The organism is Lysinibacillus sp. A4 (assembly GCF_024919535.1).
Taxonomy (GTDB): domain Bacteria; phylum Bacillota; class Bacilli; order Bacillales_A; family Planococcaceae; genus Lysinibacillus; species Lysinibacillus capsici.
This window is the reverse complement of the sequence record NZ_JANWTB010000001.1, coordinates 680,052-698,214: the sequence shown is the minus strand read 5'-3', so window position 1 is coordinate 698,214 and position 18,163 is coordinate 680,052. Positions and strand designations below refer to the sequence as shown.

Genomic DNA, 18,163 nt, shown 5'->3' with positions numbered 1-18,163 from the left:
AGACAAAATAAGTTACATAACAAGAGTACAGTTAACTAAAGGATTGATGTGAAGATGACAATTTCCATGAAGGACGAAATTTTAAAAAGAATATTGGCTGCTGATGGAGAAGCGGTTTCAGGTCAGGAATTAGCAGATTCTCTTGGTGTCTCAAGAACCGCTGTTTGGAAGCATATGCAAACATTACAAGAGGAAGGGTATACATTTGATACAATTAAGAAAAAGGGGTATGTATTGACAGGTGTACCAAATAGCTTGAGCCCCACACAGATTAAGCTTTTTTTAAAGACAGAGCATTTTGGACGTGAGATCCATTATTACGATGTAGTTGATTCAACACAAACAATTGCGCATAAGCTTGCACAGGAAGGAGCTCCACACGGTACAATTATTATTGGTGAGGAGCAAACAGCGGGGCGTGGTCGTATGGCTCGTCCTTGGGAGTCTGCACATGGGACAGGTATTTGGATGACCGTTATCGTTCGGCCAGATGTTACGCCCCAACAGGCCTCATCCTATACACTTGTGGTGGCAGTAGCTGTCACAATGGCCATTAAAACCTTATATAAAGATGTAGAGCCAGCGATTAAATGGCCCAATGATTTATTGATTAATGGCAAAAAATGTACGGGGATTTTAACCGAGATGCAAGCAGAGGCGGATCTTGTGCAAGCTTTACTTGTTGGAATTGGCATAAATGCGAACCAAGCAGCAGCTGACTTTTCACCTGATATTGCGGATATTGCCACTTCATTACGATTAGAAGCTGGAGAAGAAATCAATCGTGCAGCACTTGTGGCCTCTATCTTACACTATTTAGAACAATTTACAGAACTATACGTTAAAGAAGGTTTTGCGAGTCTAAAGACACTATGGCAGCAAATGTCTTGTACAATTGGTCAACGTATAGAGGTAACGACGATACGCGAACGTTTTGAAGGGGTTGCCAGTGGCATTACAGACGATGGTGTTCTGCAACTGACACAGGACGATGGAACGGTTCGAACGATCTATGCAGGAGATATCAAAATATTATAAAAAAGAAGCTGCAAGTAATGTCCTGTACTTGCAGCTTCTCATGTTGTTGCAAAAAGATGATGTCAACGGTAGAAAAAGCAACTTTGCAAGGTGAGGGGTTGATTTCCGTTCCGTCAGCATCCTTTCCAGGGGGCGTCCGATGAGCCGCTTCACTCACTTACGTTCGCTCCAGGGTCTCATCTGTGACGCTAAATCCCCTAGGAGTGACGCTGGCTCCACTCCAATCAACCAATCTGCAAAAGTGTCTTTGCTTTATCTTTCATACTGGCCGTAGCGAACAAAATAATCCATTATTTGTATTATTAGAGAATCGATAGACTCTTATTTTCAATGTGGGGAAGTCATGCGTAACAGCACCTCTTCATAAAGAGTCGTGAACACCTTCACTTTATTTGAAAACCTTTGCTAAAAGGTAACACTTTTGTAGGTTGAAGTGGAAGGCTACTTGACTCCCGTGGGATCGGCGCTCGCCCACAGGAAAGCAAGTAGCCTGCAACGGAAACCATTTTCACCTTTCACAAAAATTCTATTAATGGTTTTGTTTTTCAACAATATGAGAATCTGCAAGTAATGTCCTATACTTGCAGCTTCTTTTACTGTCTATTCTTTATTTTAGTGACACATCTATATCACCATGTGATAAGGAAACATTCAGTTGGTGCTCATCCTTCGTTACCTGAGTCACGGTGCCACTTTGTTCTTCATCATTAATGGTCACATCACCGAAGTCTGTTTTGAGAGCATAGCCTACATCACTTTGTTTGTTTTGTAAGTGAAGCGTTGTATCGCCAAAACTAGAGGTAATGGTTGTTTGCCCATTTAATGTGCCATCTATATCGATATCTCCATGCTCGCTCTCAATAGTGAAGCCGTTACTAGTAAGTTGCTGAAGCGTCAAATCACCAAAGGACTGCCTAATCTCTGTTTTGTCACCCGTCGTGCTGTTGAAAGTAATATCCCCATAATCCTGGATGAGATTAAGCTGCTGATACTGAAGCCCATGAATGGCTGTATCGCCAAAATTACTTTCTATCACAATCGCCTCTATTTTTGTATCTTTTGGGACATAGAGTTTGATTGAAGGGGAAGAGAGGTTACCAAAGCCAAATTGAAAACCATCCTTTTTCTTTGCCATTGTTTCAATGGTTAAAGTTCCGTTATCAATATGATATGTTACATCTTCTTGCTCAAGGACCATTGTGTCTAATTTATAGTCACTATCACTTGCAACAATCTCCACATCTCCATAATCATTTACGATATTAATACTTGTGAATGCATCTAAAGCATAAGACTGACTTACTAATTTAGTATTACTTGGGACATAGAGACCCTCTGAATCTTTTAGAATCAGCCAGCGCCCCCCTGAAAAATAGCCAATCAATGCGAGTAGAATGCCTAATGCAATCATTGTCATGGCAATAAGGGTATTTTTTGACGTCATTTAGAAGTCCCCCTTTTTACGTTTCTTTGTCATTTTGTGAAATAGTCGGCCGAGTGTTTCAACAGAGACAACAACGGTTTTCTTGATAACACGAGCAACAACTGGGAACAGTAGGATTCCCAAACCCGTGACGATTAACCCGACACCCATAAAGAGCAGTGCGGTCGGCCAATGCTCTGTTAAAATTAAGAAACCTGAAATGATCGCCACAACGCCACCAGCAAATATACTAATAACAGTTGCGACAATAGCAAAGATTAAGCTGATAATGACTGCGCCAAATGAAAAAATGAGTGCAATGGCTGTTGCAAGTAATGGCAATGAAAGGGGCGCAGACAGTATAGCTAGAATAATGAGCCAAATGGCAGACATATTCTTTTTTGTTGATTTTGCCGAGGAGGTTTCTAAATCCTTTAATGCGAAATCAGCTAATATTTGTGAAGCGACATGTGAAGGAGAGCCAAGTTGTGAAATGACCTGATGCTCATTTTCCTCTCCAGCTTCCTCAAAGTATTCTTCATAATAGGCAAGCGCAGCGTCTAACTCATGCGCAGGAAGCCGACGTAATTTTCCTCGTAGCTGTTTCAAATAGCTTGCTCTATCCATCTAAATTCCCTCCTAAAAGTACACAATCAACCTTTTCCTTATACATTTTCCATTCTTTTAATAGCTCTAATAATCGTATACGTCCTTGCTCTGTAATTTGATAATAGCGTCTATTTCTACCTTGATAAGGCTGATCGTACGTTGTTAAGTAATGCGCTTTTTGTAAGCGGCGTAATACAGGATACAGTGTAGACTCTGAAATCTCCATGACTGATTGTACCTGCTGTGTTAAAGAATAACCGTAGGCGTCCTCTTTCTCAACAATAGCCAGTACACAAGCATCAAGTAAAGCTGAACCAAGCTGAAATGTCATCTTTTCACCTCACATGTAATACCTATACTTCATTTTATATTATATGGCATATAGTATGTGGATAGTATATGACGTATAACATTGATTGTCAATTCTAAAAGAAAATTTTTTCCAATGTTGTTAGACGAAGATATTGTAAGAAAATAATATTTGAAGATTAATAGGAAAATCTGTTATAGTATGTGCGAAGGGCAGTATCCATTGTGAACGGCACCTTCAAAAACGCAATAGACTATACTATCAAATATCTGCCTTGATCTTTTAGACAGGGACGGAAGAAAACGATACGTTCAAATATAGCTTTCATTTTGTAAGCTATTGCCTCTTTCAGGGGTCTTTTTATCATTGAACGACACACTACCCTTCTGTCTGTTTTCGGCCAGAAGGGTTTTTCTGTTTTCTTCCTTTAAAAAAGGAGGACTACAAAATGAAAACGACAACAGATTTTTTAAAGATGAAAGCAGCAGGCGAGAAAATCGTGATGGTGACGGCCTATGATTATCCAGCTGCTAAATTCGCGGAAGAAGCTGGCGTTGAGATGATACTAGTCGGGGATTCACTTGGAATGGTCGTGCTTGGCTATGATTCTACAATGCCTGTAACTGTAGCGGATATGGTTCATCATGCAAAAGCAGTAAGACGAGGGGCAAAGGATACGTTTATAGTCGTTGATATGCCCTTTGGTTCTTATCATGGCGATGTCAATGAGACACTCAAAACAGCCATTGGGATGATGCAACAAACAGGAGCAGATGCTGTAAAGGTTGAGGGGGCTGGTGAAGTTATACCTGTCATTCGTAAATTAACGTCAGCTGGTATTCCAGTAGTAGCTCACTTAGGGTTGTTGCCTCAATCAGCGGGAGTGCTTGGTGGTTATAAGGTACAAGGAAAAACAGCTGAACAGGCTGCTACACTGCTTGAAGAAGCAAAACAATGCGAAGCGGCTGGAGCATGTGCAGTCGTGTTGGAATGTATCCCTCATCAGCTGACAGAAATTGTTTCAGCTAGTCTTGTTATTCCAACCATTGGCATAGGCGCTGGTATTGAGGCTGATGGACAAGTGCTGGTGTATCATGACATGCTAAGCTACGGTTCGCACCATGTACCGAAATTTGTTCAACAATTTGCTGATATGGGCAAAGAAGCAAGCGCGGGGATGATGGGTTACGTAGAAGCAGTGAAAGCGGGTACTTTCCCAGCTCCAAAGCATTTCTTCACAATGAAAGAGGAAGCATTAGATCAGCTATATGGAGGCGTTAAATGATGAAAGTCATCACGACCATACAGGCATTAGCCACAGAAATTCAAGCAGCTAAGCATGCTCAAAAAACGATTGGACTTGTTCCGACAATGGGCTATTTACATGAAGGTCATTTAACATTAGCACAAACAGCTCGTGTAGAAAATGATGTCGTTGTGATGAGTATATTTGTCAACCCAACACAATTTGGGCCAAATGAGGATTTTGAAAGTTATCCTCGTGATTTGCCTAGAGATACTGCATTAGCTGAATCTGTGGGCGTTGATATTGTGTTCGCACCAAGTGTGGAAGAAATGTATCCTCAAGATGGAGGGATTCGTCTACATGCAGGTGAGCAGGCTACCATTCTTTGTGGTGCAAGTCGTCCTGGTCATTTTGATGGTGTTTTACAGGTTGTCTCTAAATTATTTCATTTAACACTGCCAACAAGAGCTTATTTCGGTCAAAAAGATGCACAGCAGGTTGCGATTATTGCGACAATGGTACGTGATTTTAATTTCCCTTTAGAAATGCGTGTTGTCCCAATTGTACGCGAGGAGGACGGTTTAGCGAAATCTTCTCGTAATGTCTATTTAAGTGAGTCAGAGCGACAAGAGGCTCCGGCGATCAATGAAGCATTACAGTTGGCTCGCGATAGCTTTTTGGCGAATGGTGATGCTGATAAAGCACTTGCAAAAGCAAAAGCTCATATTCATGCAAGAACACATGGCCGCATTGATTATATTGAATTATTAACATATCCAGATTTAACACCAGTGACAACTGCAACTCAGCAAGTTCTGTTGGCAGCAGCTGTTTATATAGGTAAAACACGTTTAATCGATAATTGTATTTTTACTGTGAAAGAGGGACTATAGTATGTTACGTATGATGATGAATAGTAAAATCCACCGTGCAACAGTGACACAGGCAGATTTAAACTATGTAGGCTCCATAACAATAGATGAAGATATTTTAGATGCAGTAGGTATGCTGGCAAACGAAAAAGTACATGTTGTTAATAACAATAATGGCGCTCGTTTTGAAACATATATTATAGCTGGTGAACGAGGATCAGGTGTCATTTGTGTTAATGGCGCAGCAGCAAGACTTGTGCAGCGTGGTGATATTGTCATTATTATTTCCTATGTGTATGTGGATAATCATGAGGCAAAAGATCATCAACCAACTGTAGCCATCATGGGAGAGGGCAATACAATTAAGGAAATGATCGCACACGAGCCAGAAGCAACTGTGATGTGAATTCAGTAATAGTATCAATTAATACTAGAGAGGAGGATGGCAAAGTATAGCCTATCCTCCTTTTTTGCGATTACGTTTATACCAAAAGTTACTGGCAAAAATTTGCTTTTATTACTATTAAACTAGTTAACATAATTATAATTTTACAAATGTTCTAGTATTTTGCGTCATATTTATGTAGAATTTAGTTGTTAGTACATCATTTTACTAGTGGAGGTATCATTTGTCATGGAAAATAAACGTAACAAATTTTTAACAGTAACTGCAGCAGCATTGGCTGTAACAGCGGTAGCGGTAGTACCAGCATCAGCAGCAAGTCCTTTTTCGGATGTAAAGGAAAGTCATGCAGATTTTGAAGGCATTTCTACACTTTATGCAGCAGGGATTATTAGTGGTTACCCAGATGGTACATTCAAACCAGATACAAATGTCACACGTGGACAAGCGGCAAAAATGATTGCAGGCGCATTAAAATTGGATACAAAAGAAGTAGAGGATCCAAAATTTACGGATATTAGTGCATCAAATCCTTATTATGGCTCAATTGCAGCCCTTGTAGGATTAAATGTCATTACAGGCTATGGAGATAATACTTTCCGTCCAAACCAAACAATTACTCATGGTGATTTAGCAAAAATTTTAGCATCTATTCCAACATTACCAGAGCTAGAAAGTGCAAAAAATCATGAGGCTAGTGAAAAAGTTACACGTGGACAACTGGCAACATTCATTGCAGAGGCTCTAACAAAATCAAACCCAGAAACTCCAGAGACTCCTGAAACACCAGAAGATGCATTCTCATTATCGATTTTACATGTGAATGATACACATGCTCGTGCAAATGAATTACCTAAATTGGCGACAGCTGTAAAAGAACAAAGGGAAGCAAAGAAAAATGTTTTAACATTACATGCTGGCGATGCATTCAATGGTACATTATATTTCAATGAATTCCATGGACAAGCAGATCTAGCGCTATTAAATGAAATTGGCTTTGATGCAATGGTATTTGGTAACCATGAATTTGATTTAGGTGCCTCTCCTGAAGGTCATCAAGCATTAGCGGATTTTGTTAAAGGGGCTAAATTCCCATTTGTAGATGCTAATACTGATTTCTCAGCAGATGCTAAATTCACAGGCTTATTTACTGATTTAATTTCAAGTGAACCTGAGAATGGTAAAATTTATTCTGGTATTGTAAAAGAAATTGATGGAGAAAAAGTAGGTATTTTCGGCTTAACGACTGAGGAAACGGCTGATATTGCTTCTCCTGATAAAGTAACATTTACAAATTATATAGAGGAAGCGAAAAAAGCAGTGGCAGCCTTTGAAGGAATGGGTGTCAACAAAATTATCGCTTTAACACATATTGGCTACAATGATAATCCGAATGTTGATAATGATATTTTACTTGCTAAAAATGTACCAGGCATTGATGTCATTGTTGGCGCACATGATCATACAAAATTAGACGAACCATTCGTTGTTGATACAAATACAGTAGGTGAAGCAAAGGATGCTACATTAATTGTACAGGCCAATGAGTATGTAAAATACTTAGGTACGCTTGATGTAACATTTGATGGAGATGGTGTAGTTACTGAATATGGTGGCGAATTAATCGACCTTGGTAAGGTAGCTGAAGACGAAACATTAGTGAAATTACTAGCACCTTATAAAGCAAAAGTAGATGAAGTGAACAACAAAGAAATTGGTGTAACATTAAAAGAAGCTTTAGCTAACCCACGTGCAAGTGAAACAAGTCTTGAAAGTGTGCGTAGTAATGAAACAGCCCTAGGTAATATCATTACAGACGGTATGCTAGCAAAGGCACAAAAATATACTGATAAAACGGTTGTAATGGCATTACAAAATGGCGGTGGTATTCGAGAAGCAATTCCAGCTGGGAATATTACAGTTGGTCAAGTAATTACAGTATTACCATTCGGTAATACATTAGCATTAATGGATACAACAGGTGCTGAGCTAAAAGCAGCATTTGAAGTGTCCTTGAAAAATGCACCTAAAGAAAATGGTGGCTTCTTACACATTGCTGGAGCGAAATTACAATATGATTCGTCAAAAGAAGTAGGCTCACGTGTTGTATCTATCGAATATTTAGATAAAGCAACAGGTAAATATGTTGCTATTGAAGATGGTAAAACTTACACAGTAGCTACAAATGCCTATACTGCTAAAGGTGGAGATGGCCTAGATATGTTTGCTAAAGCATATGAAGAAGGTCGTGTTACAGATTTAGGCTTATCTGATTGGGAAAACCTTCAAGAGCAATTACTATCACTTAAAGAAGTGAAAACAACAACAGAGGGTCGTATTGTTGATGTAGCAAAAAAACAATAAGCTTAACGTTGTTTGAGTAAGCACTCCATAATGATTCCACAACGCAACCTTAGGGGATTTCTCCAAGGTTGCGTTTTTTGTATGGATGCGGTGATTCAACAAAGAGGAGAAAGGATGCCGCAGAGCCAATAATATGATAAAATTCAACTTATCTAATGTGAACTGTGAGTTGAGATGTATGATGGAAAGTCAAAAATATGCAATTGTAGATTTGGAGACAACTGGTCATTCACCAGCCAATGGGGACCGGATGATTCAAATTGCCATTGTTATTATGAAGGATTGGGAAATTGAGCGTACCTATACGAAGTTCATAAATCCAGGGAAAGCTATTCCCACTTTCATTCAAGATTTAACGCATATAACGAATGAGGATGTAAAGGATGCCTTCCCATTTGAAGCGCATGCGGATTACATATATGAGCTACTTGCTGACTGTGTATTTGTTGCACATAATGCAGATTTTGACTTATCCTTTTTACAAGCAGAGTTTAAACGTGCTGGACTACCGAAATGGCAAGGTAAAAAAATGGATACGGTGGAGCTAGCTAAAATTTTGTTCCCTATGTCCCTTGGTTTTAAGCTAGGGGATTTAGCGGCCGATTTAAATATTGAGTTAGCAAATGCTCATCGAGCGGATGACGATGCTCGCGCGACAGCGGAGCTATTCAAGCATTGCTGGAAGGAGCTACTAAGTTTACCACAGCTTACACTTGAACAGATGCATAAGCGTTCCTTTCGCTTAAAATCAAATATTTCTCAGCTTTTTTTTGAGGCGTTGCAAATTAAGCGCCAGCATACGACGGGCCGCGAAAATGTACACTATTACCGTAATTTTGCGATTGGCAATGGCCGAAATAAGCATGAGCATGTGACAGAAACGATTGCCTACCCTCAATCAGTAGATGAGAAAATAACTTTAATGTCAAAGGCACTGCCAAATTTTGAGGAACGTCCTGCACAATTTGACATGATGGACACGATTTGGCGGGCATTACATGAACAACAGGAGTGCGTGATTGAAGCTTCTACGGGTATTGGTAAAACTGCTGGCTATTTACTTCCAGCCATCTTATTTGCCCGTGCTGTTAATAAAAAGATTGCCATCAGTACGTATACTTCCTATTTACAAGAACAGCTTGTAGAAGAAGAGCTACCAAAGATCGAAAAAATCCTTGGGACAAAGGTGAATTTGTGTGTGCTGAAGGGAATGCAGCATTATATTGATCTCGATCGCTTTGAGCAATGTATGGCATATGCTGATGAATCCTATGATGATACATTTACTATTTTACAAATACTTGTGTGGTTGACCAAAACAGAGACTGGTGTGTTGAGCGAGCTCAATGTTTCTGGTGGCGGACAACTGTTTTTAGAGAAAATCCGAAAAATACCGAATGACAAGCCTTCAAAGGGCTTTGATTTCTATGAGCAAGCTTTAAAGAACAGTGCAGTTGCTGACTGTATTGTAACGAATCATGCCATGGTTTTAAGTGATTTAGTGCGTCAAACACCACTTTTTACAGAAATAGATGGCTGGATTATTGACGAGGCGCATCAATTTATTCAGGCAGCTATGCAGCAGGATGAAGTAGTCTTCTCCTATACACAATGGAAGTATATTTTTGGACAAATTGGTACGATGGAGGACACGGCTTTATTTCAACAGTTTTGCCAGGCAGCGAAGAGAAAACAGCGAGTAGCCATGCAAAATTTACAGCATCTTGATGCACAATTCATACGTTTGCAGCGGACATTTGATGAAACAATCCAGAGAACTATTCAAAAATTGCAACAGCAAATGAAAGGGAAACAAGCAGGTAGTAAATGCACCTTGTTTTTAGAGGATGTTTCATTTGCGAAAGAAACGTTTGCACAAGTAAGCAAACTAACCCAGCAATGGCTGGATCTCGCTACTAGCATTACACAGTCGTTCGAAAATGCGATTGAGCAGCTAGATAAAAACGATCAATATGTATTATCTGAATGGCAATATTGGATTCGAGAAGTGAAGATAAAAATTGCTGAATGGGACGATATTTTTCTGTCACCACAGGAAGGCAATTCTGTTTGGTTAGAATTTGATGTACGGAGTGTCCCTGGCAGTCTCCATGTTTTTAAGAAGCCTGTCAATGTGACGCCGATAATTGAAAAAGTATTAGCACCTTTACGTCAGCAAGCGAGTATTGTTTGGACATCAGGCACATTAACGGTACCAGGCAATGAGCGCTTTGTTACACGCCAGCTAGGCATTTCTGATAATGTTGAAGTCTTGAAACTACAAGCTCCACCAGCCTACTATGCTGGGGCTAAGGCATTTATCGTCACCGATATGCCAGATATTCAGCATGTCAGCCAAGAAGAATACATTGAGGCTGTTGCCCATGCAATTACGCGGACTGTTCGAATGACAGAAGGGCGTTGCTTTGTACTCTTTACAGCACAGGATATGCTACGAAAAACAGTTGAGCTTATCCAAGATAGTGAACTATTAGATGATTACATGCTATTTGCACAAGGTGTTACAGGCGGTAGCCGTATGCGCATTCTAAAATCCTTCCAAAAATTTAGTCATGCCGTTCTATTTGGCACAAACAGTTTTTGGGAGGGGGTAGATGTTCCAGGAGATGCACTTGCCTCTGTTATTGTCGTACGATTACCATTTTCTTCACCAGAAGAGCCTGTTTTTAAGGCGAGGGCAAAGCATCTAACTACTCTAGGCCGCAATTCCTTTACGGAGCTTTCCTTACCAGAAGCGATCATGAGGTTTAAGCAAGGCTTTGGTCGATTAATACGTTCTTCGCAGGATAAAGGAGCTTTTATTGTCCTAGACCGACGAATTACTAGTAAGTCATATGGGAAAGAGTTTATTAAGGCATTACCACCTATCGATGTAAAGAAATTGCAGCTACCCGAATTGTTAAAGGAACTAAATCATTGGCAAAAATAGCAGAAACCCCTTTTAGCATTGCTAGAAGGGGTTTTTACGTATTGTTGAAGCCATTAAAGAATAGCAATGTTATCTTACTAGTATGATTCTCGTTGCTTGTTTTTAGTTTGCTCATCAAAAAGATTAGCATTACGAACGATTTCTGTAATATAGTTCATAGTGATTGCCGTTGCTTGTTTGGCATCATAACTTTTGCGATTATTCAATAGGTTTGTAAACATACCTTGGCATTAATTAAATGTATATATTTACCTTATTGTAGCTAATTTAAACTTATTATAGCATAACAATTTCAATTATCTTCTTTCATTATAATACGATTGATTACTAGCCACAAAAGAATGATCATGGACATCACTCAATATATCTTCGATGGAGACCATTTTGGAATTAAATGCTGTCCTAACACAATAGGATCTAGCAGCTTATCTGTTGGGCTATTGCGCTAACAGGGGGGGATGAGAGCGAACATAACTAGGATAATAAGTGTGAATAAATTTATTCTTCTGACTATTGTATTTTCCATGTAAGGGTCATAGCTCCTATTCTATAGTTACTAGATTATATGTAAACAATCGAATAGCCTATTACAAGATATTTGCTAAAACATTATTATAGACCATAACAGCAAGATTGAGGACGAAATAAAAGGATAGTTCCTGATAATATAAGGTCTAACAAACCATATGGAGGCTTATATTATGTCAAAAATTAAGCAATTCTATGATTTACATTTTTCACAAGAGCTATTATTTATTGGGAATGCTTGGGATGTTTTATCAGCATTAACATTAGAAAAGGCAGGCTTTCAAGCAATCGGCACAACAAGCTGGGGAATCGCGAACTCACTTGGCTATGCAGACGGTGAACAAATCGATTTTCAACGACATCTAACAATTATTCAATCCATTACAGAGCAAGTCAAGATTCCCGTATCAGCAGATATAGAAGCGGGGTATGGTCATGATGAACAAAGTATTATCGACAATGTTTTGAGAACGGCAGATGTGGGAGTAGCAGGGATTAACATTGAAGATTCCCTTAAACATCAAACAGGCTTAAGGAGCATAATTGAACACTGTTATTTATTAACAAACATGAGGAAAGAATTAGATAATCATGGCTATAAAGATTTCTTTATTAATGCTCGAACAGATACGTATTTTCAATTAGAGCAACCATTTGAAGAAACAATAACAAGATCAAAAGCTTATATTGAGAGCGGAGCAAGTGGTATATTTATCCCAGGCTTAACAGATGCCAATGAAATCAGCGCGATGACTCGTAATATAAATGCGCCCATTAATCTTCTTTCTTTACCTAATTTAACGAATGTCAAGCTACTAAAAGAATTAGGGGTGAAACGCTTTAGCTTTGGAAATGCACTTTCAGATAAAATAATTGCGCATTTAACACAGTATGCTACACAATTATTAAAAGACCAAGATTCTTCTGCGTTATATATATAGTCGATGGGAATGAGGTGAGATAATCGTGGACAATGCAATCAATATCAATTTATCTTTTGAGGAAAAGTGGGAAAAGATTATAACATGTGATCAAACCTATGATGGGCTTTTTTATACAGCGGTTAAAACTACTAAGATTTATTGCCGTCCTTCCTGTAAATCCAGAAAGCCGAAAAAGATGAATGTTGAATTTTATGAAGATATCCAAAAGGTAGAGGCGGCTGGCTATCGGGCATGTAAACGATGTCAGCCTGAAATCGAACATTCTCCACACACGCAATTGATAAAAAATGTCACGACTTTTATTATGAAGGAATATAAACAAAAAGTGACTTTACAGGAGATGGCGGAGCATGTTGGCCTCAGTCCCTTTCACCTTGAACGACTATTTAAACAAGAGACTGCTGAGACGCCTCGAACGTATTTAGAGAAAATCAGAATTGATAAGGCTGCCCATCTATTAAAACATACCGACTTTACAAATTTAGAAATATGTTATGAAGCTGGCTTTCAAAGCCCATCTAATTTTTATAAAGTTTTTCGACGGCTGAAAAATTGTTCGCCTACAGAATACCGTAACCTATCGTTGCAGGGGGACATGATATGAAATGGACAAACGATGTTGGCTATTTAGTTATCGAGTTACCACAGGCATTTAATTATAGAGAGTGTTTGCAGTTCTTAAAGCGCTCACATCATGAAATACTTCACCATATAAAGGATGATGTGCTCTACAAATTATTGAAGATTGATGAACAATTTATTTTATGTGAAATAACTGAACAAGCACATAAAATAATAGTAATATTTCCAATGAAACAGCCAGCTAGCCATGAACAGGCGATCATCGCACAATATATCGCAGAGTGGTTTGATTTAACAAAGGATTTGCAGGGGTATTACCAGATGGCTGAAAACGATCAAATCCTAAAGCCACTTGTGAAGAAATATAACGGATTACGGTTAATCGGGATTCCTGATTTATTTGAAGCATTGGTTTGGGCAATTATTGGTCAACAAATAAATTTAACTTTTGCCTATATGTTAAAAAAGAGATTTGTCGAGCATTTTGGAGAATATGTTTACTTTGAGGGGCAAAGCTACTGGCTGTTTCCAACGCCAGAGAGAATAGCCGTTATTGAGGTAGATGATTTGATCCACCTCCAATTTACACGGAGGAAATCAGAATACATTATTGATATTGCCAAAATTATCGTAAGCGGACAATTGACAAAAAATTTGCTGTGGCAACAAGAGGACTACGAAGCCATGAAAAAACGATTAATGGACATTCGAGGAATTGGTGCATGGACAGCAGATTATGTGCTTATGAAATGTCTGCAACAACCGACAGCATTTCCTATAGCAGATGTAGGTCTACATAATGCTTTAAAAATACAACTAGCATTAGAACGAAAACCAACAATTGAAGAATTAAAGAACTATGCGGAACATTGGCAAGGCTGGCAAGCTTATGCCACCTTTTATTTATGGAGGTCACTGTATGAAACGGTATAAATTAGATTATTCATCACCAATTGGGATTATAGAAGTTGAGGGAAGTGATACAGCAATTGATGCCATTAACTTTGCAGAGCGAGAGCAGATCGTAAATGCTCCTCAGCAAGACACACCTGAAGTTTTACTGGAATGTGTTAAGCAATTGCATGAGTATTTTCTAGGTGATCGTCAGGAGTTTTCATTTCCTTATGTTTTTCGAGGTACAGATTTTCAACAAGCTGTTTGGCATGTTTTACCGAGTGTAGGATTTGGTGAAACGGCTTCATACAAGGATATCGCCATTGCTATTAACAATGAAAAAGCTGTAAGGGCTGTTGGTAGTGCGAATGGTAAAAATAATATCAGCATTGTTGTGCCATGTCATCGAATTATCGGCTCCAATGGAACGCTGACAGGTTATGGAGGCGGGATGTGGCGCAAAGAATGGCTGCTTCAGCATGAGCAGACACATAAAAATTTATCCAAGTAACCCCATTCATCAGAGTACGTCATTTCGCTATTTGTACACAGTATAAAAAAGAGGTTATTGCAAAAAATAAGACCGTCAAAATGGCGGTTGTAATGACTAGTCTTTGTCATTTTATCGCTTCTTATGACACCTCCCTGCTAAGAAATATAGCTTGGAGTATTGAAAATAAAGGAGGTGTACACATGAGCGTGCTTTATAGAATCGCCTTAGTACTAGTTATTATAGGTGCAATCAACTGGGGACTCATTGGATTCTTTAGATTTGATTTAGTGGCTTATTTATTTGGTGGACAAACGGCGGTCTTATCTCGTTGGGTTTATGCACTCGTTGGTCTTGCTGGGCTAATTTCGATTCCAATTCTTGTAAAGCGATTTGAAGACGAGGATGATGTAGATACATTTACTCGTATGGATAGAAATCCTAGCTATGGCATGGAGGCTGGAGAAGAAACAGATTTCTCAGAAGTAAGAAAAACGGAAGAGAAAAAAGAGAACAAATAGTTAAACTGTAAAAACTAGTGACCATGTTGTCGCGTCAGTTTTTCAAAATATTCGCGTAGCTATTGACTACGCGAATATTTATTTTTTTAGGATTAGTCCTGATTACTTGGAAATGCAAAGGAAGAGGTAATGTCATTTCCTTGTTCTACCCATTTTTCTGAAATGGTTTTCGCTTTTGTGAAGAAACGAACTTGGTCAGGTCCAAACATATGCCCCTCACCAAATCTTGATCGTTTCCAGCCACCAAAGTTATGATAGCCTACTGGAATAGGAATGGGTACATTGACACCTACCATACCTACTTCAATTTCAGTGGTAAACTTTCGAGCTGCTGCACCATTGTTCGTAAAGATGGTTACACCATTTCCTAATTCATGGGCATTAATAAGGGCTATAGCTTCCTCTAATGATGCCACGCGGACGACATTACGTGCAGGTCCAAAAACCTCTTGTTCATAAATTTCCATTCCAGGCTTTACATGATCGAGTAATGTAGGTCCAAGATAGAAACCGTTCGATTGTTTGGAAATTTCCGGATTTCGCCCATCGCAGACCAATGTTGCGCCTTCTTCTAGGCTACGATCGATATAGCCAATGATGGCATCCTTTGATTGCTGAGTAATGACTGGTCCAAAATCAACTTCTGCATCTGTATAGGGACCCACTTTTAATTTGGCAATTTTATCGGCAAGAATACCCACTAATTTATTGGCTGTATCCTCCCCAACAGGAATAATGGTTGACAGTGCCATACAACGCTGGGAGGCAGCTCCATATGCAGCCCCTAAAAAGGCATTTGCTACATGCTCTAAGTCAGCATCTGGCATAACCACCATATTATTTTTACCTCCCCCAAGTGCTGTGACACGCTTCCCATGTTTAGAGGCTGTAGCATAAATGGCTTCTGCAACTGGCGTAGAGCCTACAAAGGAAATCGCTTCAATGGCAGGATGGCATAACAGCTCATTAACAGCATCTTTGTCTCCATTAATAACAGTCCAAACCCCATCTGGTAAGCCTGCCTCTTTCCACAGCTCTGATAAAAATAATGCTGAGCAAGGAACCCGCTCTGACGGCTTCAGAATCACACAGTTTCCTACAGCCACCGCCATACTTGTAATTGCTAGCGGTACCATGACAGGGAAATTAAATGGTGAAATAGCCGCTACAATGCCTAATGGTTCTTTCAGAGAATAGGCATTGATATGACCACCAACATTCACCGAATACTCTCCTTTAAGTAAATGGGGGGCATTGATAGCTAAATCAACAGATTCTAAACCGCGAGTAATTTCGCCCTTGGCATCCTCAATCGTTTTGCCACTCTCTGTACAAATCATATCAATTAGTTCATCGATATTTTCTGTTATGAGTTGGCGGAATCTAAGGATAATTTCAGCTCGTTTACCAACTGATAAGGCACGCCAAGCAGGAAAAGCCGCTTGGGCAGCAGCAATCGCTTCCTGTACCTCTTGTTTTGTTGCTAAAGGTACACGAGCAATGACAGTACCTGTGCTTGGATTGTAAACATCTGAAAACTGACCGCTTTTCCCTAGAACTGTTTGTCCATTGATAAAATGACCTAAATCCTGTATGTCTGTATTTGTTACCATCTAGCTATTCCTCCTACAGTTTAATAGAATGTAAGGCTTGTACAAATTTTTCAACAATGAAATTCGTCTCGTCTGAGGAAATAATCAGAGGAGGAGATAAGGTTAACACATTATTGAAACCTGCCACGGTTACCCCATTTTTCCCAATGAGTAACCCTTGTTCCTTACATTGTGTGATCACTTTGTTCACAAGTGTCATGTCGAGGGGTGTTTTGCTATCTTTATCTTGTACTAGCTCTACGCCAATTAATAAGCCTTTCCCACGAATATCCCCAACATTCGGGTGCTCCTTTAATTGCTCCTGTAATGTAGTGAGTAATGTAGCACCTAGTGCAGCCGAGTGGGCAAATAAATTTTCCTTTTCCATTATTTCAATATTTTTTAATGCGACGGCACATGCTGCTGGTGATCCACCGAATGTGTTGACATGACGGAAAAAGTCATATTCCTCAGTTCCAGCAAACGCCTCATAAATTTCACGACGAACAGCTGTAGCAGACAGTGGCATATAAGCGCTGGTTAAGCCTTTCGCCATAGTCACAATATCAGGCTGGATGCCGTAGTTTTGGAATCCAAAAGCTTTGCCTGTACGACCAAAACCACAAATGACTTCATCGACAATGAGTAGTGCGCCATGCTTCTCACAAACAGCTTTAACTCCCTGTAAGTAGCTGTCGTGGGGCATAATTACACCACCGCCAGTAATAATAGGCTCCATAATGACTGCTGCTATGGAATCTGACATTTCCCAAGTCATGACATGATCGATTGCTTGGACGGATGGTAATGCACAAGGGTCCTTACTTTGAATATGGTCTTCATTGGCACGATAAGCGTCAGGTGGAGTGACATGTAAAAAACCTGGTGCCAGTGGCTCATATTTATACTTTCGTTGAGCTTGTCCAGTTGCTGCAAGCGCACCCATCGAGCTACCATGATAGGCCCGGTAACGAGAAATAATTTTCGTTCGATTGACGTGACCTTTTTGTTGATGATATTGTCTAGCTATTTTGAAGGCTGCCTCATTTGCCTCGGAGCCACTATTGGAGAAGAAGACGACATAATCATCCCCTAAAAGCTCATTAATTTTTTCACTTAATTGAATAGCAGGGATATGCCCAACAGATAATGGGGTATACGTATTTTCTAGTAATTGCTCATAGGCAGCTTTGGCAATCTCCTCACGTCCATAGCCAACGTTTACACACCATAAACCTGCCATTGCATCTAAATAGCGCTTGCCTTCAATGTCAGTAATCCATGCCCCTTTAGAGGATTGGACGATCATTGTTGCATTTGGATTGTAGGGCTTCATAGAATGCCATACGAATTGTTCATCTTTTACTTGCCAATTGGGACTTGTTACATTTGTCACG

Annotated in this window: 16 protein-coding genes; 11 read left to right on the top strand and 5 right to left on the bottom strand. The window is 39.5% G+C overall.

Going from position 1 to position 18,163, the window contains the following annotated elements:
* The first annotated feature begins 54 nt into the window (after window positions 1-54).
* Complete coding sequence (locus tag NY607_RS03825) at window positions 55-1,038, top strand: biotin--[acetyl-CoA-carboxylase] ligase (RefSeq protein ID WP_131519677.1); 984 nt, start codon at window positions 55-57, stop codon at window positions 1,036-1,038.
* A 607-nt stretch (window positions 1,039-1,645) separates the two neighbouring features.
* On the opposite strand, the gene NY607_RS03820 is transcribed toward NY607_RS03825, so the two are convergent.
* The 3 genes from NY607_RS03820 to NY607_RS03810 are packed head-to-tail and all read right to left on the bottom strand — an operon-like array spanning window position 1,646 to window position 3,401.
* The gene (locus tag NY607_RS03820) at window positions 1,646-2,482 is read right to left on the bottom strand and encodes a DUF4097 domain-containing protein (RefSeq protein WP_259419178.1); all 837 of its coding nucleotides are present in this window, start codon (window positions 2,480-2,482) and stop codon (window positions 1,646-1,648) included.
* Window positions 2,483-3,088, bottom strand: coding sequence for a DUF1700 domain-containing protein (locus NY607_RS03815; protein ID WP_259419177.1), 606 nt, complete (start codon window positions 3,086-3,088; stop codon window positions 2,483-2,485).
* On the bottom strand, window positions 3,081-3,401 hold the full coding sequence (locus NY607_RS03810) for a PadR family transcriptional regulator (RefSeq protein ID WP_131519680.1): 321 nt from the start codon (window positions 3,399-3,401) through the stop codon (window positions 3,081-3,083). Before NY607_RS03810 ends, NY607_RS03815 begins: the two co-directional genes overlap by 8 nt.
* Window positions 3,402-3,828: 427 nt before the next feature.
* Here NY607_RS03810 and panB point away from each other — a divergent pair, with 427 nt between their 5' ends.
* From panB to NY607_RS03760, 10 genes are all read left to right on the top strand, one after another.
* Complete coding sequence (panB, locus tag NY607_RS03805) at window positions 3,829-4,665, top strand: 3-methyl-2-oxobutanoate hydroxymethyltransferase (protein ID WP_131519681.1); 837 nt, start codon at window positions 3,829-3,831, stop codon at window positions 4,663-4,665.
* Window positions 4,665-5,519 (top strand): pantoate--beta-alanine ligase, encoded by an 855-nt coding sequence (gene panC, locus NY607_RS03800; RefSeq protein WP_054550960.1) that lies wholly within the window; start codon window positions 4,665-4,667, stop codon window positions 5,517-5,519. The genes panB and panC overlap by 1 nt, the downstream gene beginning before the upstream one ends.
* 1 nt (window position 5,520) lies before the next feature.
* Entirely contained in the window at window positions 5,521-5,904 is a 384-nt protein-coding gene (gene panD, locus NY607_RS03795; RefSeq protein ID WP_009370842.1) for an aspartate 1-decarboxylase, read from the top strand.
* 228 nt (window positions 5,905-6,132) lie between these two features.
* A complete protein-coding gene (locus NY607_RS03790) occupies window positions 6,133-8,265 on the top strand; it encodes a 5'-nucleotidase C-terminal domain-containing protein (protein WP_237900069.1) in 2,133 nt (710 codons plus the stop codon).
* A 178-nt stretch (window positions 8,266-8,443) separates the two neighbouring features.
* A complete protein-coding gene (gene dinG / locus NY607_RS03785) occupies window positions 8,444-11,215 on the top strand; it encodes an ATP-dependent DNA helicase DinG (RefSeq protein WP_048389865.1) in 2,772 nt (923 codons plus the stop codon).
* Window positions 11,216-11,916: 701 nt separating this feature from the next.
* Window positions 11,917-12,684: an isocitrate lyase/PEP mutase family protein gene (locus tag NY607_RS03780; protein ID WP_259419176.1), complete on the top strand. Its 768-nt coding sequence runs from the start codon at window positions 11,917-11,919 to the stop codon at window positions 12,682-12,684.
* A gap of 25 nt (window positions 12,685-12,709) precedes the next feature.
* Window positions 12,710-13,291 carry a bifunctional transcriptional activator/DNA repair enzyme AdaA gene (locus tag NY607_RS03775; RefSeq protein WP_259419175.1) on the top strand — a complete coding sequence of 194 codons (582 nt, stop codon included), beginning with the start codon at window positions 12,710-12,712 and terminating at the stop codon, window positions 13,289-13,291.
* On the top strand, window positions 13,288-14,202 hold the full coding sequence (locus NY607_RS03770; protein ID WP_237900083.1) for a DNA-3-methyladenine glycosylase family protein: 915 nt from the start codon (window positions 13,288-13,290) through the stop codon (window positions 14,200-14,202). The genes NY607_RS03775 and NY607_RS03770 overlap by 4 nt, the downstream gene beginning before the upstream one ends.
* Window positions 14,189-14,674, top strand: a complete 486-nt coding sequence (locus tag NY607_RS03765; protein ID WP_131519687.1) for a methylated-DNA--[protein]-cysteine S-methyltransferase — start codon at window positions 14,189-14,191, stop codon at window positions 14,672-14,674. The genes NY607_RS03770 and NY607_RS03765 overlap by 14 nt, the downstream gene beginning before the upstream one ends.
* A 182-nt stretch (window positions 14,675-14,856) precedes the next feature.
* Window positions 14,857-15,174, top strand: coding sequence for a DUF378 domain-containing protein (locus NY607_RS03760; RefSeq protein ID WP_048389879.1), 318 nt, complete (start codon window positions 14,857-14,859; stop codon window positions 15,172-15,174).
* Window positions 15,175-15,266: 92 nt separating this feature from the next.
* Here NY607_RS03760 and NY607_RS03755 read toward each other — a convergent pair whose 3' ends face one another.
* Together NY607_RS03755 and NY607_RS03750 are read right to left on the bottom strand one after the other, a co-directional pair.
* Window positions 15,267-16,787 (bottom strand): CoA-acylating methylmalonate-semialdehyde dehydrogenase, encoded by a 1,521-nt coding sequence (locus NY607_RS03755; protein ID WP_259419174.1) that lies wholly within the window; start codon window positions 16,785-16,787, stop codon window positions 15,267-15,269.
* A 13-nt stretch (window positions 16,788-16,800) separates the two neighbouring features.
* Window positions 16,801-18,162 carry an aspartate aminotransferase family protein gene (locus NY607_RS03750; RefSeq protein ID WP_112117682.1) on the bottom strand — a complete coding sequence of 454 codons (1,362 nt, stop codon included), beginning with the start codon at window positions 18,160-18,162 and terminating at the stop codon, window positions 16,801-16,803.
* Window position 18,163: the final 1 nt, after the last annotated feature.